The organism is Kitasatospora sp. MBT66 (assembly GCF_000710405.2).
GTDB classification, from domain to species: domain Bacteria; phylum Actinomycetota; class Actinomycetes; order Streptomycetales; family Streptomycetaceae; genus Kitasatospora; species Kitasatospora purpeofusca.
In genome coordinates this window covers 81,689-106,160 of the sequence record NZ_JAIY01000005.1, presented here as the reverse complement: position 1 = coordinate 106,160, position 24,472 = coordinate 81,689, and the positions used below count along the sequence as shown (strand labels likewise).

Below are 24,472 nucleotides of genomic sequence, written 5' to 3'. Positions count from 1 at the left end.
GGCCAGCACCCGACTTCTCCTGGAGGCTTCGCCATGTCCTGGCACCAGCGCACCGCGTCCGGCCCCGAGGACCAGCATCTTCGGTCGCTCGGTTACGAGCCCGAACTCGTCCGCCGGATGGGGTCGTTCGGCAACTTCGCCGTGTCGTTCTCGGTCATCTCGGTGCTCAGTGGCTGCATGACCCTGTTCGGGCTCGGGCTGGTGACCGGCGGCCCGGCGGTGATGATGTGGGGCTGGGTCGCCGTCGGCCTGGCCGTGCTGCTGGTCGGCGCGGCGCTCGCCGAGGTCACCAGCGCCTACCCCACCTCCGGCGGCCTGTACTACATGGCCCAGCGGCTCGGCGGTCCGCGGTGGGGCTGGACGACCGGGTGGTTGAACCTCCTCGGGTTGTTGGGCGGGATTGCCGGCATCGACTACGGCGCGGCCTCGTTCATCGCCGCGTTCGCCGGATTGCAGTGGGGGGTCGCCCCGACGCCGGGGCTGATCCTGACGATCTTCGCGGGTGTCCTGATACTGCACGCCCTGCTGAACGTCGTCGGGGTCCGCGTCGTGAGCCTGCTCAACAGCATCTCGGTGTGGTGGCACCTTCTGGGCGTCGCCCTGATCGTCGGCGTGCTCACCGTCGTCCCCTCCCACCACCAGTCCCTGTCCTGGGTGTTCACGCACTTCGAGAACGGAACCGGCTGGACGAGCCCCATCTACGTCTCGGCGATCGGCCTGCTGCTCGGCGGCTACACGTTCTGCGGCTATGACGCCTCCGCGCACCTGTCAGAGGAAACCAAGGACGCCAGGGTCGCCGCGCCGCGCGGCATCGTCCGCTCGATCTGGGTCTCCCTGCTGGCAGGCACGGTGCTGCTGGCCGGCCTGCTGTTCGCCGTCCAGGACTACACCGGCACGTCTGCCGCCGCCGTGCCGCCCGCACAGATCTTCCAGGACGCGGTCGGGACGACCGGCGCGAAGCTGCTGCTGCTCGTCGTGATCGGGGCCCAGCTGTTCTGCGGCAGCGCGGAGACCACTGCCGCGTCGCGCATGATCTACGCCTTCTCCCGGGATGGTGCACTGCCCGGCTCGGCGACGTGGCGCCGGGTCTCGGCCAACGGCGTGCCGGTGCCCGCGGTGTGGCTGGCGGTCTCGGTCGCCTTCGTCCTGGCCGTACCGTCGCTCTGGTCTCCGGTCGCCTACGGCGCGGTGACGGCCGTGAACGTCATCGGCATGACCCCCTCCTACATCATCCCCGTCTACCTGCGGCTGCGGCAGGGCGACAGGTTCGCCCCCGGGCCGTGGAACCTCGGCCGGTGGAGCAGGCCGATCGGGATCGCCGCCGTGGTGTGGGTGGTGATCCTGGCGGTGCTGGTGTGCCTGCCGCAGCGGGCCCCCGTGACCATCGAGACGTTCAACTACGCGCCCATCACCCTCGCGGCGGTTCTCGTGCTGGCGTGGGCGTGGTGGAAGCTGGCCGGCAACAAGTTCTCCGTGCCGGTGGTGGAGGACCCGCACCTGGCCCGGGTCGAGGCGCAGATCGTATGAAGGCGACGATGCGGGCCGCCCGTTCCCGCGCGGCCAAGACCCAGACGGCGGCACTCTCGCCAACCGGGCCGCTGGAGCAGCTGGTGTCCGCCTTCGGCCTCGACACGGTGCTGCTGGCGACGGTCGACGCGCAGGGCCGGCTCAAGGGCAAGGAGTACGACGCTGCCCAGCTGGTGGAGCGGCTGCGGTCGGGGGCGCTGTCCCCGGAGATGTGCGGGTACGTGCTCGGCACCGACCTGGGCATGACCCCGGCCCGGACTGGTCCGTTCTCCTGGCAGTCCGGGTTCGGTGATGTCGCTCTGCTGCCCGACCTGCAGCGGGCCCGGCTGTTGCCGTGGCTGCCGGGCACTGCGCTGGTGCTTGCCCAGCCGATCGCAGGCGGGTGGCCGCACCCGCTGGCGCCGGGCACGGTGCTGGCCGAGCAGCTGCACCGGCTCGCCGAGCTCGGTGTGGTGCCAGCGGTGGGGATCGAGACGGAGTTCGTACTCTACGAAGGCACCGCCCGGGACGCTGCGGCGGCCGACTGGCGGGGCCTTCGTCCCGCCGTCACGGACAACCGCGACTACGGCCTCGACCAGCCGCCCACGGTGCGGGAGTTCGGCCGCAGGCTCCGCCAGGTCCTGGCCACCGCCGGCCTGCCGGTCGAGGCCGTCAAGGGCGAAGGAGCCCCTGGTCAGATCGAGCTGACCTTCCCGTACGGGGAGGCGGTGGCGGCGTGCGAGCAGCACGTGCTGTTCAAGCACGCCGCCAGGACGGTCGCGGACGAGGCCGGTATGACCGCCTCGTTCATGGCGGCCCCGTCCACCGGGGTCGGCAGCGGCCTGCACCTGCACGTCTCGCTGGCCGACTTCGACGACCGGACGATGCTGGCCGCCGACCCGCAAGACGGGACCGAGCTGTCGGAGCGGGGCGGGCAGGCGGTGGCCGGACTGCTGGCCGTACTGCCCGAGGTCGCCCCGCTCTGGGCGCCGTACGTGAACAGCTACAAGCGGCTCAGCGACCACTCCTTCGCGCCGGCCCGCCTCACGTGGGGCCGGGACAACCGGACGTGCGCGGTGCGGGTGGTCGGCCACGGCCGCAGCCTGCGGCTGGAGGTGCGCCTGCCGGGTGCGGACGCCAACCCGCTGCTCGCCCTGGCGGCGGTGTTCGCCGGAATCCGGCACGGCGTCGAGGCCGGCCTCAAGCCCCCGGAGGCCGTCAGCGGCGACGCCTACGAGCAGCGCGAGGTGCCGCTGCTGCCGCAGTCGCTGGAGGAGGCAGTCGGCGCGTTCGAGGCCAGCACGTTGGCCGGTGAGCTGCTGGAGGAACGGGTGGTCGCGCACCTGGCACGGATCGCCCGCATGGACCTGGACCACCACTCCCGTGTGGTCACCGACGCCGAGGTCGAGCGCGGTCTCGCCCAGGCATGAGCCCCGGGCCGGTCGCGGGTCGAATCCCCCTCCCCGCGCCCGGTCCGGACCCAACCCCCGCACCCCGCTTCCCCGTTGGAGAACATCATGGACACCACCACCCGACCCGAGACCGTGGTCGGCACCGACCCGCGGCCGGCCGTGCCAGGCCTGCTGACGGCCGTGCACCTGGTCGACATCCTCGCCCCCGGCATGGAGGGCCTGGCCCGGTGGCTGGCCGAGGCCGGAGCCGACGTCACCGGCAGCATCCCCGAGGCCACCCAGACCAGCCCCGTCGTCGCCGCGCTCGAAGCGGCGGGCGTGCGGGTCCACGTCGGCTTCGACGCCGGGCACGTGCGCACCGACCGCACGGCGGTGGTCTGGTCGGGCGTCGTCGCCGGATCGCACCCCGAGCTGGACCGCGCCCAGGTGCTGCGGCTGCCGGTCATCGGCCGTGCCGTCGCGCTCAAGGCCCTCTCCGTTCAGGCCGGTGCCGGGGCGGTGGCCGTGGCGGGCAGCCGCAGCACCACGACCGCGGCAGCCGCCCTCGCGCACGTCCTCGACGACGGGCGGACGGGCTGGGTGCTGACCGCCCCGGCCCGCGACGGTGCCGCCGGGCACGCGGGGGACGGCGACCGGGTCGTCGTGGACCTGTGCCCGGACGCCGGCACCCACGAGGCCGCTCCGCCCGGTGCCTGGCAGCACCGCCCCGCCCCGCACTTCCTGACGACCGAGCCCAAGTTCGCCGCCGCGCTGATCCTCGCCACCAGTGCCAATGCCCCGCACTTCGAGGACAACATCGCCGGGCTCAACGCCGCCGAAAGGCTCGCCCGCAACGCGGCCGTGGTCGTCCTGCCGACCTGGGACACCAGCACGGCGAACCTGCGCGAACGCCTCGGCGACCGTCCCGTGCCCGATCAGCGGGTGGTCACCGTCGGCACCGACCCTGCCTCCACCGTCTGGATCATGACACCGCGCTGGACCGGCACGGACTTCCGCGTCGTCCTGCGCTACCAGGAGACGGACCACGCCTTCGTCCTCCCGGTGGCCGGACGCCACCACGCGCTGGCGGTGTGCGCGGCCATCGCCACCGCCCTGGTGCTCGGCGAGGACCCGCAGGCCGTCGCCGAGCGCGCCGCCTCTTTCCGCGGGGTTGAGCGCTCGCTCGCCCCAGTCGGCTCGCAGCGCGGTGTCGCGGTGGTGGACTCCCGGGCCCGGCATCCGCGCGAGGTCGCCCAGGACGTGGAGGCCGCCCGGATGCTCACCGATGGCTCGCTGTTGGTCGTCCTGGAGCCGGACGGCATCGCCCGCACCAGCGAGCACGCGGCCGAACTCGGTGCAGCGCTCAAGGGCGTGGACCACGCACTGCTGCTGCCGGTCAGCACCCCACTGGTCCACCACACGGTGCCCGACCCGCTGGACGCCGTCGAGCAGGCCGCCCGCCGCAAGCTCGGCGACGGCAAGGTCCAGCGTGCCCGCTCCGGCCCGTGCGAGCCCGGCCCCGAGCAGCTCATCGGTGAGCTGGCCGCCGAGGGCGACCTGGTCCTGGTCGTCGGCACCGGGCAGGCCGAGCGGCTTGGGGCCCGTCTGCTGTCTCATCTGGCGGCGCCGGGTGCGCCGATCCCACAGCACCTGTGAACCGTCCGAGCCGCTCTGTTGGAGAAACCGCTGTGCCCACCGAGCCCTTGCCCGCCCTCGCCGCCGCCGAGCGTCGGCTGATTGTCCTGGCCTCCGCCGGAGCCACCTTCGAGCAGATCGCCGCCGACCCCGAGACGCGGCTCCGCCTGGGCGACGTCCGCAGCGCGATCGAGGCGGTGCTCGTCACGAGCGGTACCCGCACCGTGCTCCAGCTCGCGGGCTGGGCCACCGCTCACCGGATCGTCACCGAGCCTGTGCACCCCAGCGGGGCACTGACCATCAAGCCCTCCCTCGCCCCGCGCCTGTCGCAGGTCCTTCGCGGCTGGGCGGGTGGTCGCAGCACCCCGGAGCTGACCGCGGATTTCGGCATCTCCTCGACGACGATGCGCAGTTACACCAAGACCCTCCTCAGCACGTTGAACGTCGACTCCGACACCCAGGCCGTCGTCGTCGGGGTGCTCGCCGAGCTGGTGCTGCTGAGCGACATCGACCCCGCGTGGCCGGCCGAACCGCTCGCCCGCACCGCCGGGACGAGGAGCGCGGCGCCGTGAGCGCCCGGCTGAGACCTGGGCGGATCGCGCTCGCCGTGCTGTCCTTCCTGCTCGGCGTGATCGTCGGCGGCTGCGCTGTCTACCTGCTGGCGCACTTCTCAACCCTCGGTCAGCCGGTCTACCTCGGCATCTTCGCCGCAGCCGCCCTGACCACCCTCGGCGTCGCCGACCGCCTGGTCAACCACCGCACGCCGCCCCCGAACGACCCCGGCCGCGCCGGCACCCGCCGGTCCGACTGAGCAGCACGACCCGCACTACCCATGGCGGCCGTTCGGGCCAGGGCCGCACCCCTTCGACCACAGAGACCAGATGACCACACCACCCACCCACCACACCGTCGCCCTGGGGAGCGCCCCCGGCCGCCGCGACGGCGGACCGGAGCGACTGCGCTACATCGAGGCGCCGGAGCCGTTCGAGCCGGACGGCCTGCCGTCGGTGTTCCTCGCCGGGGCGACCGTCGGCTGCCCGGACTGGCAGTCCGAGACGGTCGACCTGCTGGAGGCCGCCGGCTTCGACGGCACCGTCCTCAACCCGCGCCCCTCCCGCGACCCCGCCACCGACCCCTACGCCGCGTGGGCCCCGTTCGGCTGGCAGGACACCAACATCCGCCGGACCAGCGTCGTCCTGTTCTGGAACCCGCTCGGCCACGTGCGCGTGCACGACTGCTACGAGGCCGACCTGTTCTCCCCGTACGGCGGGACGGTGGTCGTCGGCTGCGACCCGGCCGACCCCGTGCAGCAGGCCAACCGCGTCCTGCTGGCCAACCTCATGCCGTGGCTGCCCGTCGCCGACACGCTCGCCGACACCGTCGCCGCCGCCCTCGCCGCGCTCACCACCCGGCCCGCCGTCCGCGGCTGACCACCACTTCTCCCGCCCACGTCAGGACGACCATGCTCCGCGCCCCTGCCCCGTTCCAGATCGAGGACCTCGCCCTCCTCGGCAACACGCGCTCCGCCGCCCTGGTCCGCCCGGACGGCGCCATCAACTTCGCCTGCCTGCCCGACTTCGACTCCCCGGCCGTCTTCGCCTCGATGCTCGGCGACGACGAGCACGGCTTCTGGCGCATCGGCCCGGCCGTCTACGACGGCACGCCGCCGCCCGCCGACCGCCGCCAGTACCTGGGCGACACCATGGTCCTGCGCCAGGAGTGGGACACCGACACCGGCACCCTCGTCGTCACCGACTTCATGCCCGCCCCCGACGTCACCGACGACGCCGAACCGCAGATCATCCGGATCGTCGAGTGCGTCAGCGGCGTGGTGCGCGTCGCCTCCGTCTTCCGCCCCCGTACCGACTACGGCGCCACGCTGCCGACCATCCAGCGCTTCAACCACGGCACCCCGCGCCTGTCCGCGACCACCCACCCGCACACGTACTGGCTCGACGGCCCCTCCCACACCGTCAACCGCGAAGGGGTATGCCGGGCCGACCTCACCCTCCACGCCCACCAGAGCATCGCGCTCTCACTCACCTGGAAGCCCTCCAACAAGCACGCGCCCATCCCGCCGGACGCCTTCGCCGAGCTGGACGCGACCGTGGAGTACTGGGAGCAGTGGGCACGGGGGTGCACCTACCGGGGTCCGTACCGCGAGGCCGTGGTGCGCTCCGCCCTCACCATCAAGGCCATGTGCCACCCGGGCGGTGGCGTGATCGCCGCGCCCACCACCTCCCTGCCCGAGCAGCTCGGCGGCGAACGCCAGTGGGACTACCGGTTCGTGTGGCTGCGCGACAGCGCGCTGGCCATCGCCGCCCTGATCCGGCTCGGACAACTGGAGGAGGCCCGGCGCTGGCGGCGCTGGCTCATCGACACGGTCGCCCCTGAGCGCCTTCAGCCGATCTACCGCATCAACGGCGACACCGACCTGGACGAGGAGGTCTTGGGCCACCTGCCCGGGTACGAGGAGTCCCTGCCCGTGCGCATCGGCAACGGCGCCGCCGGCCAGCTCCAGCTCGACGTGTTCGGTGAACTCGCGGACACACTGCTGCTCGCCGAGGACGCGGGCCTGCCGCCCTCACCACAGGTCGACGCCCTGCTCCTGGCGCTCGTCTCCCAGGTGGAGCTGCGCTGGCGGGAGCCGGACGAGGGCATCTGGGAAATCCGCGGCGAAGCGCGCCACTTCACGCACTCCAAGGTCATGTGCTGGGTCGCCGTGGACCGGACCCTGCGAATGCTGGAGCGCCGCACCACCACCGATCCCACCGTACTGGTCCGCGTCGCCGAGCTGCGCGAGGAGATCCACCACGACGTGTGTACCCACGGCGTCGACGAGCGCGGCGTGTTCACCCAGTACTACGCCGGCCAGGCCCTCGACGCCTCCCTGCTGCTGATCCCCCAGGGCGGCTTCCTACCCGCCGACGACAAGCGCGTCATCGCCACGATCGAGGCCATCCAGCACGAACTCACCGAGCACGGCCTGGTGCTGCGCTACGCCACCCACGAGTCGTCCGGCGCCAACGTGGACGGCCTTGCCGGCCACGAGGGCGCCTTCCTGGCCTGCTCGTTCTGGCTCGCCGAGGGCCTCGCCGCCATCGGCCGCACCGCCGAAGCCCGTCAGCTGTTCGACCGGCTCCTCGGCCTGCGCAGCAACCTCGGCCTGCTCGCCGAGGAGTACGACCCCCTCGCTGGGCGCCAGCTCGGGAACTACCCGCAGGCGTTCTCGCACTGGAGCATGGTCGACGCCGCCGTCCGCCTCGCCCCCAGGCCCCGGTCCTGGCGGGCCGCACCGCCCCGCCGCCGCGTGGCCGTCGAGCAGGCGGCACCGGCCGCCGTGGTCGCGTAGTGGGCGGGGACGAGGTGCGCAACACCGTCGACAGCTCCTCGGTCGCCACTGCCGTCCAGGCCGGGACCATCACCGGCGGCGTGCACCTCGGCCCGGGCCCGACCCCGCTGCCGACACCGGTGCCGCGACAACTCGCCCCCGTCCCTGCCGTGTTCACCGACCGGGAGGAGGCCCTGCAGTCCCTGAACGCCGTCCTCGGCCGGGCCCCGGCGGACGAAACGGCGCCCGTCGTGGTGATCACCGGCCCGGACGGCGTCGGCAAACGCGCCCTCGCCACGAAGCTGGGCCACCAGATCGCAGACCGGTACCCGGACGGCCAGCTGGTGGCCCGGCTTCGCGCGCACTCCCCGGGCGGCCCCGCCACGGCCGCCGAGGTCGCGCGGTCACTGCTGCGCTCACTTGGCCTCGGCGGACACGCCCCGCTGCCCTGGGCCGAACACGAGCTGCTCGGCCTGTGGCGCAGCGAGACCGCCCGTCGGCGCGTACTGGTGGTGCTGGAGGACGCGGCCGACCCCGGGCAGGTGCTGCCGCTGATTCCAGCGGCTTCGGGCTGCCTGGTCGTGGTGACCAGCCGCGACCCGCTGCCGGCGCTGCTGGCCCACGGCGCCGTTCACCAGCGCCTCGAACCGCTGGCGGCCGAGCACGGCCTGCGGCTGCTGTCGCGGATCGTCGGCGAGGACCGTACCGGCCGCGACCCGGACGGGGCCGCGGCCCTCGTCGGGTTCCACGGCGGGATGCCGCTGGCCATCGGGCTTGCCGCCGCCGACCTCGTCCTCCAGCCGGACCTGCCACTGCGCGCCGGCCTACCCGCGCCCTCCCCATCAGGGGCAACCCGATCGGAAAATCCCGTGCGCGACGCCGTCGACACCGCCCTCGACCACCTGTCACTGCGGGAGGCCGGCTTCCTGCAGCGGCTCGCCCTGGTCCCGGCTCCCGATCTCGACCTCGCCTCCAGTGCCGCCGCGACCGGCACCACCCGCGACCAGGCCCGCGTGCTCCTCACCGAACTGGCCGCCCGGGGCTTGCTCGACACCGCCCACCGCGCCGCCGTCCGCGGCGACCTCTACACGCTCCGCCCGGCCGTCCGCAGCGCCGCCACCGGCGTCGGAGCACCGGCCAGGCTGGCCGCCGACGAAGCCTGCACCGGCTACCTCACCCACCTGCTCCAGGCCGCCCGCGCCTGCGCCCAGCTCCTCACCCCGCACCACCGCGCCCTGCCCCGCCCGCTGCTGGGGCACCCAGTCGAGCCGGTCCGCTTCACCAACCGGCACGAGGCCCTCGCCTGGCTGGAGGCCATCGCCCCCGCCGTCGGCTCCGCCATGATCACCGCTGTCTCCTGCGACGACCCGGCGGTTGCCTGCGCGCTCGCCTCCGACCTGTGGCCCCTCTTCCACTACCACCGCGACGTCCCGATGTGGATCATCGTGTACGAGGCCGGACTGCGTGCCGCACTCCGCTGGGGCGACCCGATGGCGATCCGCGAGATGTCCTCCACCCTCGCCCTCGGCCTGGTCGCCGCCGAACGCCACACGGAGGCCGCCACCCACTACTCACGGGCTGCCGCGCTGGCCCACGTTGCGGGCGACCTCGCCGGCGTCGCCCAGTACACCTCTGGCATCGGGGCAGCCCTCCACGATGCCGGACTGTACGACCAGGCCCAGTCCTTCCTCGGAGAAGCCTTAAGCCTCTACAGCGACCTCGACGACCGCCGGGGCGCGGGACTCGCCGGGATGCTCCTCGCCTCCGCAGCCGCTCGCCAAGGCCACGTCGACTTCGCCCTCCCGATTCTGCGCATGGCCCGTACCGATCTCACCAGCCTCCAGCCACCGGACCCGCTCAACGCCGCGAGGGCACTGGCCTACCTCGGCGAGGGCTACTCCCTCGCCGACCAGCACGATCTCGCCGCCGCCACGCTCGTCCAGGCCCGGCGCGAGTTCGCCGACCTCGGCCACCGCCACTGGATCGCCCGCACCACCGAGTTCCTCGGGCAGGCCGCCGAACGCTCCGGACAGTCGGATGTCGCCCTCGGCTGGTACACCGCAAGCCTCAACCAGTACACGGGGCTAGGCAGCGGCCGGGACACAGCACGCCTGACCACACTCCTGGCTCACCTCGGCCCTGGCACGCCCTGGCAGCCCTGACAGACCGGCATCCCTGCATTACGCCCACCTGTCCCTGACAATCCGGTACCGCGGAGAGACCTGATGATGACCTTCGACACCGCCAGCGAGGTCCGTCGGCGGCATGCCCTGGTGCGCTCCGGCCCGGTGGCCGGCTCGCGATCCGGTGCTGTGGTGTGGCGGGTACGCAGCGACAGGAGCACCACATCTCGAGGTTGCTTCGTGTCAGGCTGCTATGTCCGCCCTCAGCCGGTCGAGGGTGCCCTGTGCCTGTTCGCGGATGTCGGGAAGCCCGCTGCTGGCGCGGATGACGCGCTGGACCTGGTGTGGCAGGCGGTGCAGTTCGGCACCTTGCAGGGCCGCGCGCATCTGTTCCCCGGCCGCGTCCCGGTCGCCGCGGCGCAGCAGGATCTGGGCTGCGGTGATCGCGGAGATGATGCGCCATTGCGGGCTGGTCTGGAAGCCGGGTGCGGGTGCGCGTTCGAGGAGTTCGACGGCGCCGGGAACGCGGCCGGTGGCGGCGAGGCCGCGCAGCTGCACCTCGTGAAGGGTGAACTCGGAGAACAGCGGGGTGACGCTGGCGGTGTCGAGCAGGCGTCGGCTCTCGGCGACGGCGTCGTCGAACACGGTCGTGGCGCCGGCTGTTCCGGCGGCGCGGGCGAGGAGGATGACGGCCGCGGCTCGGTCGTCGGGGGTGCGGGCGAGGTCGCGGGCGCGGCCGAGACGTTCCAGGGCGGCGTGGTGAAGGCCGGCCTTGCGCAGTTCGTTGCCGTGGTGGCGCAGGGCGTGGGCGTGCAGGGCCCGGTCGTCGAGGCGGCGGGCGATGGCGACGCTGCCGGTCCAGCGCGCTGCGGTGGCGAGGCGTTCTTCGGGCAGGACGTGGCCGAGCGCGACACCGAGTCCGGTGCGGGCGCGGGCGAGCAGGCGCAGGACGTCGGTGTCGGTGTGGCCGTCGGCGGCGCGGGCTTCGAGGCGGGCGACGAGGGGCCAGAGTTCGTCGACGGCGGCGGCGGCCTGTCCGGCTTGGCGAGCGATCTCGGCCAGGCGCAGGACGCTCTCACCGAACTGGATCATGGCGTGGTGGTCTCCGTCGGCGTCGTCGGTGATGCCGAAGACGTGGGGTGGCAGGCCGAGGCTCTGGGCGATGTGCCGCAGCGCGCCGATGTCGGTGATGGTGCGGTTTCCGTTCTCCACACGGGAGATGTAGCTGGTGGAGTAGCCGAGGAGGGTGCCGAGTTCCTCCTGCGGGAGCTGGTTGAGCTGCCGGTAGAAGGTGAGGATCTCGGGCAGGCTGCGGCGGCGCAGGATGTCCTGGGCCCGTGGGGTCGTCCAGTGCCAGCGGATGCCGCCGTGCTGGTCGCGGCGTGTCACCGGTCAGGCCCGGCCCTGCAGTTCGTACCAGCGGGCGACGGAGTCCTTGTAGCCCTGGGGCATGACCAGGTGGGGCACCTCGTCGCGGTGGAAGAGCGCGGCTTCCTTGTGCTCGTGGCTGACGACCGGCAGCCGGTGTGCATCGGCGGCGGTGCAGCCGTAGGTGACGATGAAGACCTTCCGGCCGGGGACCGGCTCGTACATCCACACGTCCAGCAATGGGCCGGCGGTGGCAGTCCAGCCACTCTCCTCACGGATCTCGGTCTCCACCCGCTGCTCCGGTGTCTCGGGGCCTTCCAGCTTTCCGCCGGGCAGCTCCCACTCGGCCCGTTCGTTCTTCAGCAGCAGCACTCGCCCGTGCGGGTCGAGGACCACGCCCTTGATCGAGATCGGGAAGGCCGGCGGCACATAGGGCTGTTCAGTCATCTCTACTTCCACGGCGCACGGACGGGCACGGGCCTGTCGAACGTAGCAGCCGGCCGCCGCCGAACGCTCTTACGGCTCAGTGATCGATCTTTGACAATTTGTCACTTCACTCGGGGCGGGTGCGCCCGCCACAGTGTGTCCTCTCCCATCCGCCCGTTCTCACGAGGGGGATCCTCCATGCCGTCTTCCGGTACCGCACTGCCTGCCACGGACGAAGAGTTCACCCTCGGCGCGCTGGGTGGTGACGGGTTGGAACGGGCCGCGGCCGTGCTGCGCGAGCGCGGCCTGGTGCGGCTCTCCCGCCTCGGCGGTCGCAGCAATGTGCTCGACACGGCGGCCCTGCTGATGTCCGCGCGGTGGCGGCACCGCGACGCCGATCCGGACGGATTGACCGTCATTCGCGACACTGGCCGGCACGAGGGCCGGACGGGCTTCGCCGGCCTCGGACGCGGCGACCTCGCGCTGCACACCGAGTGTGCTCAGCTGCCCCAACCGCCGCGGCTGATGCTGCTGGCCTGTGCGCGGGCGGCCGACGAGGGCGGCGAGAGCCTGCTGGTGGACGGCCGGGCTGTCCTCGCCGAACTGGCCGCCTCCCGCCCGACCGCGCTGGAGGCCCTCTCGGCGCCGCGGGCCGCGTACTTCGGCGGATCGGACGGCCGCTTCGCCCCCGTCCTGGAGCGCCTGCCCGACGGGCGATGGCGTCTTCGGCTACGCCAGGACGAGCTGGCCCGGTTCTCGCCCGAGGCCGAGGCCCACCTGCCCGCGTTGCGCCGAGCCGTCGAGCGCCACACCACCCGCCTGCGCCTGGCCTGCGGGCAGGGCGTCGTGCTGGACAACCACCGCATCCTGCACGGCCGCACCCGCTTCACCGGGGAGCGGCTGCTACTGCGGGCACTCGGACAGCCCCACCCCTTTCTTGGCCTGGCCGCCGGATTCCCGGCCCCATGGCCCGCACCCGGTTCGGCCGACACCGCACCCCCGGTGGACTGCGGCTGACGGCGACAGCATCCGGGCTGCCATTCGCTCACAAGTCTTCCGGGCGGGCCCTACGGCCCGTCCCGGACTCACCGACTCCTGGTGATGCGAGGCGCATCCCGCGCCCCGACGCCAGGTCCCGCAAGGGAAATCCCAACAGGAGGAACACATGGCCCAGACGATCACGGCTGAGACCAAGGCGACTGTCGCCGTCGGCGACGAGTTCGACCTCGACGTCCGCACCGTCGAGACCGCCGACGCGGCCAGCCTGCAGGTCCTGACCGACGACGGCTGCGGCGCCACCTGCGGCGCCTGCACCACCGGCGTGCACTGACCCGCCCGGCCGGTGCCCCGGGGGAAGCACACCCCCGGGGCACCGGCCGCCACCCTGTCCCGATCCGCCCCGACCCCGAGGTCCGCCACCCATGCGCCCAACCGCTTCCACGGCTTCCTACCGCGCCGCCGGCGTGGCTCTCGTGCGTGCCGTCGCGCACTCCGCCCCTGCGGTGCCCGCCTGGCCGGGCCTCGACGAGGCGGGCCAGGCCGACCGTCAGCTGCAGTGGCTGCGCGAGGTGTGGGCCGACCCGAGCCTCGCCGAGGCCCTCGAACAGGCCAGCCCTGTCCTCGCCCAGCAGGTCCGGAAGCTCACCGCAGCAGCCAGCCCCGAGCCCCGCAAGGTGCGGCACACGGCACTCTCCACCGCTCGTTACGTGCTGCGAGCCTCGGGCCGCGCCACCCCGTTCGGCTACTTCGCCGGCGTGCAGGGCGCTTCCTTCGCCCCAGTGTCCGCCCTGCGCTGGGGGCGCGGACACCGCGCCACCCGTACAGTCGCGGCGGCCCGGCTCGACGAGGCGATCAAGCAGTTGGAGCGCCTCCCGGGCCTGCTGGACCTCCTCGACGTGGTCGCGAACAACACCGTCCAGGTGCGCGGCGAGCGCCTCGTCGTTCCGCACCGCCCGCTCGCCCGACCCGGCCTCGGCACGGCTGCCGCAGAGACGACCCTGCGCCGCACCCGCCCCGTCGCACTCGCTGTGGCGACCGGCCGCGACCCGGTCCGCTTCCGCGACCTCGCCGAGAAGGTCCGCGCCGAGTTCCCCGCCGCGACCGCCGAGCAGGTCACGAACGTCCTGACCGAGCTGGTCGCCCACCGCGCGCTGATCACCAGCCTGCACGCGCCGACCACCGACCCCGACCCCGTCACTCACCTGCACACCACCGTGCAGGGCGCGGGCGCGGGTGACCTGCCGGGCGTCGCCGAGATCCTGGACAACCTGCGCACCGCCGGCACCGACCCCGCGGGGGCGGCCGTCGACCTGCGACTGGACGCCGACATCGTCCTCCCGCAGGCTGTGGCGGACGAGGCCGCCCGCGCCGCCCTCCTCCTGACCCGGCTCAGCCCGGCCCCCAAGGGAACAGCAGCGTGGCGGGCTTACCATCAGCGCTTCTACGAGCGGTACGGCCGGGGCACGCTGGTGCCGCTGCTCGACGTGGTGGCGGACAGCGGGATCGGCTGGCCCGACGGCTACCCGGGTGCCCGGCCCGCCGACCGCCCGCGGTTCGACGAACGCGACGAGCTGCTCGCCGCCCTCGCCCAGCGCGCGGCGCTCGATGGCGAGCGTGAGGTCGTCCTGGACGAAGCCCTGCTCGCCTCGCTCGACATCGCCGGGGACGAGCCGCGGCTGCGCCCGCACCTGGAGATCATCGCCCGCATCCACGCCCGCACACGGGAGGAACTCGACCGTGGCGCCTTCCGCCTGGAGGCCGTCACGGCGTCCCGCGCGGCCGGTGTCTCGGTCGGCCGCTTCCTCCACCTCCTCGAACCCGCACACCGGGCCGCGTTCACCAACCTGATGACCAGCTTGCCGACGATGGACGAGCACGCCGTCACTGCGCAGCTCTCGTACCCTCCGCTGGACGGGGCGAGTGGGCACGTCGCCCGCAGCATCGCCACCGGCCAGCTGGTGATCGCCCTCGCCGAGCACCGCCCGTCCGCCGACGGCGCTCTCGGTCCCGAGGACCTGACGGTGGGCTGCGACGGGCGGCGCATGTACCTGGCCGCGCCGGCGCTCGGGGTACGAATTGAGGCCGCCGCCACCCACGCCCTGAACCTGCGCACCCACACCCCGCCCCTGGCCCGGCTGATCACCGAGCTCTCCCGCGCACACACCGCGCAGGTCACCCGCTTCTCCTGGGGCGCCCTCGGCGCGCTGCCGTTCCTTCCCCGGCTTCGGCACGGCCGCGTCATCGTCTCAGCCACCTCCTGGCGCCTGAACCGATCCGAACTCCCCGCCACGACCGCCGGGTTCACCGAGTGGGACGAGATGCTCTCGGCGTGGGTGGTGCGGCGCCGCGTCGCCCGGCACGTCACGCTGGCCGCCGACAGCCAGGGCCTGCCCCTGGACCTCGACCACCCCGGTCACCGCGTCCTGCTGCGCGAGCACCTTCGCTCCGCCCCGCACGCCGTCCTCGTCGAGGCCCCCGAGCCGGCCGACCTCGGCTGGGCCGACGGCCGGGCCCACGAGATCGCCATTCCCGTCACGGCCACCCTGGCCCCGGCCTGGCCACGCCTGCCCAAGCCCACACCGGCCAGGATCCTCCGCCGCGGCCACGGCGACGCCCCCGCCACCTCCCCGGTGCTCCTCGCCTCCCTCTACGGCGACCTGGAACGCCAGGACACCGTCCTCGCCCGCCACCTGCCCGACCTGCTGGAACGCCTCGGCAACCCGAGGTGGTGGTTCGTCCGCTTCCGCGACCCACGCCAGCACCTGCGGCTGCGCATAGCACTGCCCACCCCGAACGCCTTCGGCCCCGCCGCCGCTGCCATCAGCACCTGGAGCACCGAACTCCACCACGCCGGGCTGCTGTCCGAGGTCGTGTACCCGACCTCCTACGCGGAGACCGGCCGGTGGGGCGAAGGCCCCGCCTGGGCCGCCGCCGAGAAGGTCTTCCGCGCCGACTCCGCCTCCGCCCTCGCCCAACTGACCCAGATCGCGCTCCCCGGACGCGAGGCCCTGCTGGCCGCCCACGCGGTCGCCATCGCGGCCGGCTTCACCGGATCGGCAACTGCGGGACTGCGCTGGCTGATCGCCAATGTCCCCGCCAAGCCCCCGGCACCCGTCGCCCGGCCGGTGTTCGCCGAGGCGGTCCGCCTCGCGGATCCGGCCGGCGACTGGGCCGTGCTACGCGCCGAGCCTGGAGGCGCCGCGGTCGTCGACGCCTGGGCCGCACGCGATGACGCACTGGACGCCTACCGCCGTCTCTTCCCCGGGCCGTATACCCAAGGTGTGGCGGCGGACGACGTGCTCGGCTCCCTGCTGCACTGCAGCTTCGTCCGGGCGCATCGCATCGACTTCGACAACGAGGCCCAAGTCCTGTACCTGGCCCGCGCCGCCGCCCTCGCTCGCCTCTCCCGGGACGGTGACCTGTGAACGCCCCGCACCCCGCCCTTCGGCTGTCCGACCGGATCGCCGAACTGCTCACCGACCCGGCAGCTGCACCCGTCGCCTGGTCGTCACGCCCGCAGTGGCGCCAGTCCCTCGCCCACGGCGCCCCAGGCATCGCCCTGCTCCACATCGAGCGCGCTGCCACCGGGCTGGGCCCGTGGGAACCGGTGCGTGCCTGGCTGTCGATCGCGGCCGGCCCTGCGGTCACCAGCGGGACGGACAGCTACCTCTACTACGGTGCCCCGGCGCTCGCCCACGCCCTCACCTGCGCCGCCCAAGCCCGCCCCGGCACCTATCAGCGTGCACTCGACCACCTCGACCAGGTCGTGGCCGCCGACGCGTTGCGCCGCTGCGATCAGGCCGAGGCCCGGACCGCACGGGGCGACCTGCCAGCACTCGCCGAGTTCGACACGATTCGGGGGCTTACCGGCATCGGCTCGGTCCTCCTGCGCCGGGCCCCCGACGGGGAGCCGATCCGGCGGATCCTGACCTGCCTGGTCCGCCTGACCGAGGACGTCAAGCACGACGGGGAGGTCCTGCCCGGATGGTGGACCCTCGCCGGTCCCTCCGGCGAGCGGGACGAGCGGTTCCCCGGCGGGCACGCCAACAACGGCCTCGCGCACGGGATCGCCGGGCCGCTCGCGCTCCTCGCCCTCGCGCTTCGGCGTGGCGTCGAGGTCGACGGCCAGCGCGAGGCGCTCCGCACCGTCCTGGCCTGGCTGGAGCGCTGGCGCGACGGCCACGCCTGGCCGTACTGGATCACCCCCGCGCACCTGACCGGCCCGGACCGCAGACCGCTCGCGCCGCAGCGGCCGAGCTGGTGCTACGGCACCGCCGGCATCGCCCGCGCCCAGCAGCTCGCCGCCGCCGCCCTCACCGACCCGCACCTGCGAAACGACGCCGAGAGCGCGCTGGCCACCGCGCTAGTGGACCCGAAGGCCCTCGCCACGACCACCGACCTGTCCGCCTGCCACGGCTACGCCGGGCTCGCCCACATCGCCCACCGCGCCGCCGCCGACGCCTCCCCGCGCAACGCCGGCCGCCTGCGTTCGGCCGCCGCCCTGCTCCTGGACACCACCCACCCTCCGTACGCCGACCCCGACGAGCAGGCCCACCGCCTCCTGGCGACCGCGGGGCCGGCCTTCCTGGAAGGCGCCGCCGGGACCGCCCTGGCCCTGCTCGCCCCCGCCACCGACAGCACCCCCGCGACCCGCTGGGACGCCTGCCTGCTCACCTCCTGACCACCCGACCGAGGACCGATCCGATGACCACCGGCTGGATCCAGCACGACCTCGCCTTCGCCGACCCCGCCACCGTCGAACCAACCGCCGCCCAACACCTGGCCCCCGTGCTCGCCTTCGCCCAGGACAACGGGGACCTGGACAGCTGGTGGTACATGCGCAAGAAGGGGCTGCGCCTGCGCTACCGCGCCGCCGCCGCCCCCGTGCCCGCCCTCACCTCCCTGCTGGACACCCTCGCCGAGGAGGGCCTCGTCACGGGCTGGGCCACCGTGATCTACGAGCCCGAGACCGAGGCGTTCGGCGGCCCCGAGGCCATGGAGATCGCCCACCGCCTCTTCCACGCCGACAGCCGCCACCTGCTCGCGCGGGCCGCCGAGCCGAACCCGCCCGCCCTCGGCCGCACCGAGACCGCCGTCGTCCTGACCTCCGCCATGCTCCGCGCGGCCGGACTCGACTGGTACGAACAGGGCGACGTCTGGGCCCAGTTCGCGATGCTCCGCGACGCCCCCGCGCCCGTGGCCCCCGAACGCGCGGTCACCCTGGCCGCGGCGATGCGCCACCTGATGCGCCTCGACACCTGGGCCCTCACCCGCGACACCACCCCGCTCGCCCACCACGGCGGCTGGGTCCACGCCTTCGAACAGGCCGGGCAGGACCTCGCCCGCACCGCCCGCGACGGCCGCCTCACCCGCGGGCTGCGGGCGGTCCTCGCGCACCACCTCCTCTTCCACGCCAACCGCGCCGGCCTGCCGGTCGACCACCAAGCCGCCATGGCCGCACGGGCGTTGGACGCCGTCTTCCACTCCGACGAGGGCCCCGCGCCCTCGATGCCCACCATCCGTACCACTACTAAGGTCACCCATATGACTACTCTCAGCAGCGACACCGCTTCCGCCACCCCGACCGCCGAGGAGCTGCGCGCCGCCCTCACCGACCGCCTGCTCGAACAGGGCGCCATCCGCACCACCGCGGTGGAGGACGCCTTCCGCACCGTCGCCCGCGAGCACTTCCTGCCCGGCTTCCCGTTGGAGACCGCGTACGCGGACAACCCCACCTACACCAAGGCAGACGGCTCCGGCACGCAGATCAGCGCCGCCTCCCAGCCCGCGATCGTCGCCCTGATGCTGGAGCAGCTCGCCCCGCAGCCCGGCGAGCGGATCTTCGAGGCCGGCGCGGGCACCGGCGTCAACGCCGCCTACTTGGGTCGCATCGTCGGCCCGGACGGGCATGTGACGGCCGTGGACGTGGACGAGGACCTCGTCGACGGCGCCCGCAAGCACCTCGCCGACGCCGGCATCACCAACGTCGAGGCGGTCCTCGGTGACGGCGCCCTCGGTCACCCGGCCGCGGCCCCGTTCGACCGGGTGATCGCCACCGTCAGCACCAGCGAGATGCCCACCCCGTGGCTGGAGCAGGTCAAGCCCACCGGGCGGATCGTGCTGCCGCTGCGGCTGCGCGGCACCGCCTCCCGGACCATCGCCTTCGAGCGCGGCGAGGACGGCTGGGTGTCGGTCGACGACCAGCTCGCGGTCTTCATGCCGCTGCGCGGCAGCATGGACGACGCCCGCCGCACCGTCCACCTCACCGGCGAGGGCGACGTCACCCTCCAGGTCCACAGGGACCAGGACGACGCGGTCGACGCCTCCCTGCTGCTCGGCGTCCTCGACAGCGGACGCCACGAGACCTGGACCGGGGTGACCATCCCCGGCGGCACCACCTACGAGTACCAGGACCTGTGGCTGGCCCTGACGCTGCCCAACTCCCTGTTGCGGATGAGCGTCACCGGCTCCGCCCGCGAGCGCGGCATCGTCACCCCGATGTTCGGCTGGGGCGCCATGGCCACCGTCCGGGACGGCTCCCTCGCCTACCTCACCCTGCGCCCCGGCGAGCCCACCCCCGACGGCCGCAAGACCTACGAGACCGGCGTCATCGGCCACGGCCCCGACGGCGCCGCGCTCGCCGACCTCGTCTCCGAGGAGATCCGCGTCTGGAGCACCGGCTTCCGCACCCGGAGCCTGCGCATCGCCCTCCCCGACACCCCCGGCGCCGCCGACCCGGCGGCCGGCCACTTCGTCCTGGAGCGCCCGAACCACCCGATCACCATCACCTGGGAGTAGCCGCCGTGCACCCGACCGGACCCGTCGCCCGGCGCTTCCCGCTGGTCGCCAGGATCCGGCCCGCGTGCCTGCCCCTGAACGCCCGTGTCGGCCGGCTTTCCGAGCTGGCCGACACGGCCTCCCAGCGAGCAGACCCGGGCCGGGCATCCACCGTCTTCAACCAGGCGGCCCTCCTCGCCTCCGATCTCGACCTGCCCGACTACGCCCGCGAACTGTGCCACCGCCACGCCGACCTCTACCTGCCCCGGGGCCCACTACCCGCGATGAGCGCCATCCGCGGACTCGAGCCGATCGTCAACCTCGCCCGCCTCCACATCCGCGCCGGCCACCACCAACGCGGCCACCAACTGCTCCTCGACCTCTACCAAGCCGTCACCACCGCCACCGCCACCCTCCTCGACGGCATCACCGTCCCGGCCGAGCTGACCGAGACCGACCAGCAGCGCGCCGAAGTGCGGGCGTGGCTGTGGCGAGTCGTCATCGCCGACGGCACCCGCGCCCTCACCGCCGCCGGCCGCTGGAAGGATGCCCTGCGACACATCGAGGAGCACCGCGGCATCGGCCGGCGCATCCTCGACGGCCGCCAGGCCGCCGTCCTCGCCTGCGCCACAACCGGCGACCGGCCGGGCGCCCTCGCCCTGCTGGAGGACACCGAGCCGGGCGACGCCTGGGAGGACGCGGTTACCGCGGTGCTCACCGCGCTGTGCCGCCCCGGCGACCACGACGCCGCCGAGCAAGCGATCGACCACTGCCTCGCGCTCGACGCAGAGGAGGGCCTCGCCGCCTTCACCACCCGCCTCACGCTGACCGCCCTCGACGCCGCCGACCCGGACACCCCCTCCGCGAAAAACCTGCTGCGGCAGCTGACCAGCCGAACGAGTGAATCCGGCGACGGCTACGCACTTCGCGACCTCCTCGCCCACGAGGGCGTCCGCACCCGCCTCGAACCGGACCGGATTAGCCCGCTCGAACGGGCGCTCGCCGCCTGCGCACTGGACTCCGGCACCCTGCCCAAGGCCCTCCGGGGCCGACTGGAGGGGGCCCTCGACCACGCCCGAAGGGTGGTCGAAATAGCCCCGTTCGACCCGGGATCGCCCGGGGGAAATCCGCTTGAGCGACGCAATCGAACAGCACCATCATCGGTCGCCACCCCACACACCGAACCGCCCAACTCGACGTCCTGACAGCGCACTTGCGGTGAACTTCGCTGTCGGCAGCCGGTTCGGCGTGCCCGAACACCACCAGCGCCCGGAGGTACCCCTGTGGAAGGCCCGATCGTCCCGGCTCTCAGTACCCGCGCCCGGCCTCACGGCCGGGTGACCCTGCCCGCCCGCGACACCGAGGAGCCCCTCCAGTGATCGACTTCGACACACTCACGGGCCTGGCCGCCCGCGAAGGCATCGAGCGGATCGGCGTCGGCGTGGTGGTCCGGGACGCCGCGGGCCGGATCCTGATGATCCGCCGATCCCCGCACGACGTTCTGCCCGGCCTGTGGGAGTACCCGGGCGGCGGCCGGGAGGACGGCGAGAGCGTGCCGGTGGGTGCGGCGAGGGAGTTGGCCGAGGAGACCGGGCTGACCGGGTGGCCGCTGGAGTACGTACGGCACCTGGACTTCACCAACCAACGCGGGCGGCGGGTGCGGCAGTTCGTCTTCACCACCGTCGTGCCCGACGGCACCCTGATCCGCCTTTCCCGGGACCACGACGGCCACCAGTGGACGAGCCCGGGCGCCCTGCCGCCGACCAGCGACGGGCAGCGGGAGGTCGTCGAATGGCTGAACCGCCGCCTGGCCGTCCCCGGCTGGCGGCCGGTCGGCACCTACGTCACCACCATCGCCCGGCCTACGACCTACGCCAGCCTCCTGATCACCGACCCGCAGGGCCGCATCTTGGGAATGCGCTCGACCGTCAACCAGGCGGTGTGGAACTTCCCCGGCGGCAACGTCGAGCACGGCCGGACGCCTTTCACCACCGCGCTGATCGAGGCCGAGGAGGAGATCGGGCTCGATCTCGCCGCCGAGAATCCCGAGGTGGTCGCCCGTCGGCGCCTGGTCGCCGTCATCCACGAACAGGCGGGCACCGAGTACCCCGTGCCGGTCTGCAGCTACGTCTTCGACGGCGGCGTCCTCACCCCCGAGCAGCAGGCTCGGATCCGCCTCGATGCGGCCGAGCACACCGAGTTCCGGTTCGAGACGGCCCACAACTGGCGGTCGCTCATGGAGCCGGACCGCTACCAGCGGCTCCGGCAGGTGATGCGCGCCCACCGCTGCGGTGTCCCGCTCTACCTGGAGCGCCCCGCCCCGTACGACGACGACTTCGAGGGCGTCCTGGTCTTCGTCACCGACCCCGCGGGTCGACTGCTGATGCACCAGCGCGAAGACCGGCCCGGCATGCCCTGGCCCGGCTACTGGACACCGATCGGCGGCTGGCGCGAGGCCGACGAGAGCGCCCGGGAGAGCGCGGTGCGCGAGGTCCGCGAGGAGGCCGGCATCGATATCACCGGACTGCGGACTCTCCCCGACCCCCACCACAGTTTCGGCCTCCCGCTCACCCGTGTCCTGCACGCCGTCTGGGACGGCCGCGAGGCGGACCTGCGGCTCGGCGACGAGGGCCTGGCCGTGCGCATGGTCCCCCTCGACGAGGTGCCGCTGCTCAAAGTCCCGCCCTATATGCAGCACTACCTGCCGCTGCTCGCCGACGCCGCCAGCCTGTCTTCCGGGAGGACTGCGTGAACCAGCGCGACGACCTCCGCCTCGCCGCTTCCCCGGAGTCCGGGACGGATCCGCTGACCCTGGTCGTCGGCGTCCACCTCGTCCTGACCAACGCCGACCGCGTGCTGCTCGGCCGGCGCCGCAACACCGCCTACGCGAACGGCCTCTGGCACCTGCCGGCCGGGCACATGGAGCGCGGCGAGCCGGTCACCCGCTCCATGACGCGCGAGGCCGAGGAGGAACTCGGCATCACCATCGCCGAGGACGACCTCGCGCTCGTCCACACCCTGCACCACCTCGACGCCGACGACGGCCGCAGCCGCCTCCAACTGTTCTTCCGCCCCACCCGTTACCACGGCCACGTGCGCAACGCGGAGCCGCACAAGTGCGAGGAACTTCGCTGGTGGCCGCTCGACTCGCTGGCGCACGACACCGTCCCCTACACCGCTCACGCGCTCGCCGAGATCACCCGCGGCAGCACCCTGTCCACCGTCGGGTGGGCCCCGTGAGTGCCCCCGACATGCCGGCCGACGTCGACCATCTGCTGCGCGCGACGGCAGAGGACTACGAGCTGCTGGGCGTGCGCTCCCTCGATCGCGCCGGCCACCCGGTCGTCTGGGAGGTCCTCGGTGCCGCCGGGCGCAGGCTGTTCGCCAAGCGCCACAAGAACGCGCTCATGCACCAGCGAGAAACCGCCGCCTACCGTCTCCTCGCACCAGCGCTCGGCAGCGGCCGGGCACCGGCCCTGCTTGCCGAGGACACCCGGTCGCTGCTCGTCGTCACCTCCGCGCAGCCCGGCACCCCGGTCATCAGCACCGACCTCACCGCCGCTGAGGAGCAGGAGGTGTACCGGCAGGCCGGGCACCTCGCCGCAGTCATCCACGCGCAGCCGACGGCCGGCGCTCCCGTCGGCGAGTACCTGCCCTGGGACCAGGAGCGCGAACGCGCGCTGGCCCGCGCCCGGGAGGCGCGCCTCCCGGAGGAGGACATCACCGTCTTGGTCGAGGCGACCCGCCACGAACCCCCGCGCACGGCGCTCGCCTACTGCCACGGCGACTTCGGCCCGCGGAACTGGATCGTGCACCGCGAGAGCGACCGGCTGCTGCTCGGGGTCATCGACTTCGAGCGCAGCCACGTCGAAGCACCCGCGCGCCGCGACCTGATGCGCCTCACGCTCCAGCTCACCCCCCGTCGCCCCGACCTGCGAGCCGCATTCACCACCGGATACGGGCGCGAACTCACGCCGCAGGAGCGGGCGGCGTGCCGAGCGTGGGCCGCGATCGACTGCCCCGTCGCGCTGCGCTGGGCCATGGGCCACCGCCGGGACGAGGAGGTCCTCGGCTACGCCCGCGCCGTCCTCGACCTGCTACGCCACCCGAACCCCGTTGCGTGAACGCCCTTTCCTCACTACCGGTTGGAGTCTCCGTGCAGTCCCTGCGTCAGGCCGTGTGCGTCATCGTCCACGACGAGAAGGCGAGCAAGGTCGCCTGCGTCCACTACGCCAACGATTCCTGGTCCACGGTGCCCGCCTGGACCGTCCCCGGTGGCAAGGTCGAGGAGGGCGAGCGTCTGGACGAGGCCGCCGCCCGCGAGCTGCACGAAGAGTCGGGCCTGGTCGTCGCCCCCGAGGACCTGCGGCTGGTCCACACCATCCAGGTCAAGGCCGGGTGGGACGGCAAGGGCCCGTTCCTGCTCTCAGTCTTCGCCGCGACCTCGTGGCGGGGCGAGCTGACGAACACCGAGCCGGACAAGCACCTCGCCGTCCTGTGGATGGACGCCTCCGCGCTGCCCACCCCGATGTTCCCTACCTCGCACGCCGCCCTCACCGCCTACCTCGCCGGCGACGGGCGGGGGTTCTCCACCTACGGCTGGGACGCCTCGGAGGACCTGCGCGCCCTGGTCGGGGCATGAGATGGCCGGCCGCCACCGCCGCCCGCCCACCGGCGAGAAAGCAGTCCTGCCCGCGGACATCGACTTGCGGCTGCTCGCCATCACCCAGGGCCGCACCGTCACCGACGAAGGCGTCGCAACGCTCCCCGGCGGACGGCACCCGTACGCCTACCGCACGCACTACCGGCCCGACGGCAGTGTGGACCGGCTGCTGGAGCGCCTGGCTCCCGGTCCCCTGCGCCCGCCCGGCCTGAACCACGCCGACTGACCCGTCCGCCGGCGTCCCGACCGAGAG

The 24,472-nt window shown here is 73.4% G+C and carries 21 protein-coding genes; 19 read left to right on the top strand and 2 right to left on the bottom strand.

Annotated features, from left to right (window positions below; genetic code table 11):
* Positions 1-33 precede the first annotated feature (33 nt).
* The 8 genes from BI06_RS11475 to BI06_RS11440 all read left to right on the top strand — a co-directional run bounded on the left by BI06_RS11475 (position 34) and on the right by BI06_RS11440 (position 10,025).
* Entirely contained in the window at positions 34-1,527 is a 1,494-nt protein-coding gene (locus BI06_RS11475; protein ID WP_051740771.1) for an amino acid permease, read from the top strand.
* Entirely contained in the window at positions 1,524-2,936 is a 1,413-nt protein-coding gene (locus tag BI06_RS11470) for a glutamine synthetase family protein (protein WP_051740770.1), read from the top strand. Before BI06_RS11475 ends, BI06_RS11470 begins: the two co-directional genes overlap by 4 nt.
* Positions 2,937-3,023: 87 nt before the next feature.
* On the top strand, positions 3,024-4,553 hold the full coding sequence (locus BI06_RS11465; RefSeq protein WP_043467767.1) for a Mur ligase domain-containing protein: 1,530 nt from the start codon (positions 3,024-3,026) through the stop codon (positions 4,551-4,553).
* Positions 4,554-4,585: 32 nt separating this feature from the next.
* On the top strand, positions 4,586-5,104 hold the full coding sequence (locus BI06_RS11460) for a LuxR C-terminal-related transcriptional regulator (protein ID WP_033825801.1): 519 nt from the start codon (positions 4,586-4,588) through the stop codon (positions 5,102-5,104).
* Positions 5,101-5,343, top strand: a complete 243-nt coding sequence (locus tag BI06_RS11455) for a hypothetical protein (protein ID WP_043467765.1) — start codon at positions 5,101-5,103, stop codon at positions 5,341-5,343. The genes BI06_RS11460 and BI06_RS11455 overlap by 4 nt, the downstream gene beginning before the upstream one ends.
* A 70-nt stretch (positions 5,344-5,413) precedes the next feature.
* Positions 5,414-5,962 (top strand): hypothetical protein, encoded by a 549-nt coding sequence (locus tag BI06_RS11450; protein WP_033825799.1) that lies wholly within the window; start codon positions 5,414-5,416, stop codon positions 5,960-5,962.
* A 32-nt stretch (positions 5,963-5,994) separates the two neighbouring features.
* Entirely contained in the window at positions 5,995-7,884 is a 1,890-nt protein-coding gene (locus tag BI06_RS11445) for a glycoside hydrolase family 15 protein (RefSeq protein ID WP_063794552.1), read from the top strand.
* Between the two features lie 14 nt (positions 7,885-7,898).
* On the top strand, positions 7,899-10,025 hold the full coding sequence (locus tag BI06_RS11440; RefSeq protein WP_149030345.1) for an NB-ARC domain-containing protein: 2,127 nt from the start codon (positions 7,899-7,901) through the stop codon (positions 10,023-10,025).
* Positions 10,026-10,229: 204 nt separating this feature from the next.
* Here the strand turns inward: BI06_RS11440 and BI06_RS49385 are convergent, their stop codons facing one another.
* Positions 10,230-11,375, bottom strand: a complete 1,146-nt coding sequence (locus BI06_RS49385) for a helix-turn-helix domain-containing protein (protein WP_149030344.1) — start codon at positions 11,373-11,375, stop codon at positions 10,230-10,232.
* 3 nt (positions 11,376-11,378) lie between these two features.
* The gene (locus BI06_RS11430; protein ID WP_033825797.1) at positions 11,379-11,801 is read right to left on the bottom strand and encodes an NUDIX domain-containing protein; all 423 of its coding nucleotides are present in this window, start codon (positions 11,799-11,801) and stop codon (positions 11,379-11,381) included.
* Between the two features lie 177 nt (positions 11,802-11,978).
* On the opposite strand from BI06_RS11430, the gene BI06_RS11425 reads away from it, so the two are divergent.
* The 11 genes from BI06_RS11425 (at position 11,979) to BI06_RS11380 (ending at position 24,445) form a co-directional block, all read left to right on the top strand.
* Complete coding sequence (locus tag BI06_RS11425) at positions 11,979-12,797, top strand: TauD/TfdA family dioxygenase (RefSeq protein ID WP_051740768.1); 819 nt, start codon at positions 11,979-11,981, stop codon at positions 12,795-12,797.
* A gap of 148 nt (positions 12,798-12,945) precedes the next feature.
* The gene (locus BI06_RS46155; protein ID WP_082527239.1) at positions 12,946-13,110 is read left to right on the top strand and encodes an FxLD family lanthipeptide; all 165 of its coding nucleotides are present in this window, start codon (positions 12,946-12,948) and stop codon (positions 13,108-13,110) included.
* A gap of 133 nt (positions 13,111-13,243) precedes the next feature.
* Positions 13,244-16,204, top strand: coding sequence for a lantibiotic dehydratase (locus BI06_RS11420; protein ID WP_233290109.1), 2,961 nt, complete (start codon positions 13,244-13,246; stop codon positions 16,202-16,204).
* Positions 16,201-17,460, top strand: coding sequence for a lanthionine synthetase C family protein (locus BI06_RS11415; protein WP_043467762.1), 1,260 nt, complete (start codon positions 16,201-16,203; stop codon positions 17,458-17,460). Before BI06_RS11420 ends, BI06_RS11415 begins: the two co-directional genes overlap by 4 nt.
* A 23-nt stretch (positions 17,461-17,483) precedes the next feature.
* Complete coding sequence (gene fxlM / locus BI06_RS11410; RefSeq protein ID WP_033825794.1) at positions 17,484-19,577, top strand: methyltransferase, FxLD system; 2,094 nt, start codon at positions 17,484-17,486, stop codon at positions 19,575-19,577.
* 5 nt (positions 19,578-19,582) lie between these two features.
* Positions 19,583-20,761, top strand: coding sequence for a hypothetical protein (locus BI06_RS11405; RefSeq protein WP_063794551.1), 1,179 nt, complete (start codon positions 19,583-19,585; stop codon positions 20,759-20,761).
* Positions 20,762-20,931: 170 nt separating this feature from the next.
* Positions 20,932-22,308: an NUDIX hydrolase gene (locus tag BI06_RS11400; RefSeq protein ID WP_051740766.1), complete on the top strand. Its 1,377-nt coding sequence runs from the start codon at positions 20,932-20,934 to the stop codon at positions 22,306-22,308.
* Complete coding sequence (locus tag BI06_RS11395) at positions 22,305-22,796, top strand: NUDIX domain-containing protein (RefSeq protein ID WP_051740764.1); 492 nt, start codon at positions 22,305-22,307, stop codon at positions 22,794-22,796. Before BI06_RS11400 ends, BI06_RS11395 begins: the two co-directional genes overlap by 4 nt.
* On the top strand, positions 22,793-23,680 hold the full coding sequence (locus BI06_RS11390; protein WP_149030343.1) for a phosphotransferase family protein: 888 nt from the start codon (positions 22,793-22,795) through the stop codon (positions 23,678-23,680). The genes BI06_RS11395 and BI06_RS11390 overlap by 4 nt, the downstream gene beginning before the upstream one ends.
* Positions 23,681-23,712: 32 nt before the next feature.
* Complete coding sequence (locus BI06_RS11385; protein ID WP_043467761.1) at positions 23,713-24,198, top strand: NUDIX domain-containing protein; 486 nt, start codon at positions 23,713-23,715, stop codon at positions 24,196-24,198.
* A 1-nt stretch (position 24,199) separates the two neighbouring features.
* Positions 24,200-24,445: a hypothetical protein gene (locus BI06_RS11380; protein ID WP_033825793.1), complete on the top strand. Its 246-nt coding sequence runs from the start codon at positions 24,200-24,202 to the stop codon at positions 24,443-24,445.
* The last annotated feature ends 27 nt before the right edge of the window (positions 24,446-24,472 follow it).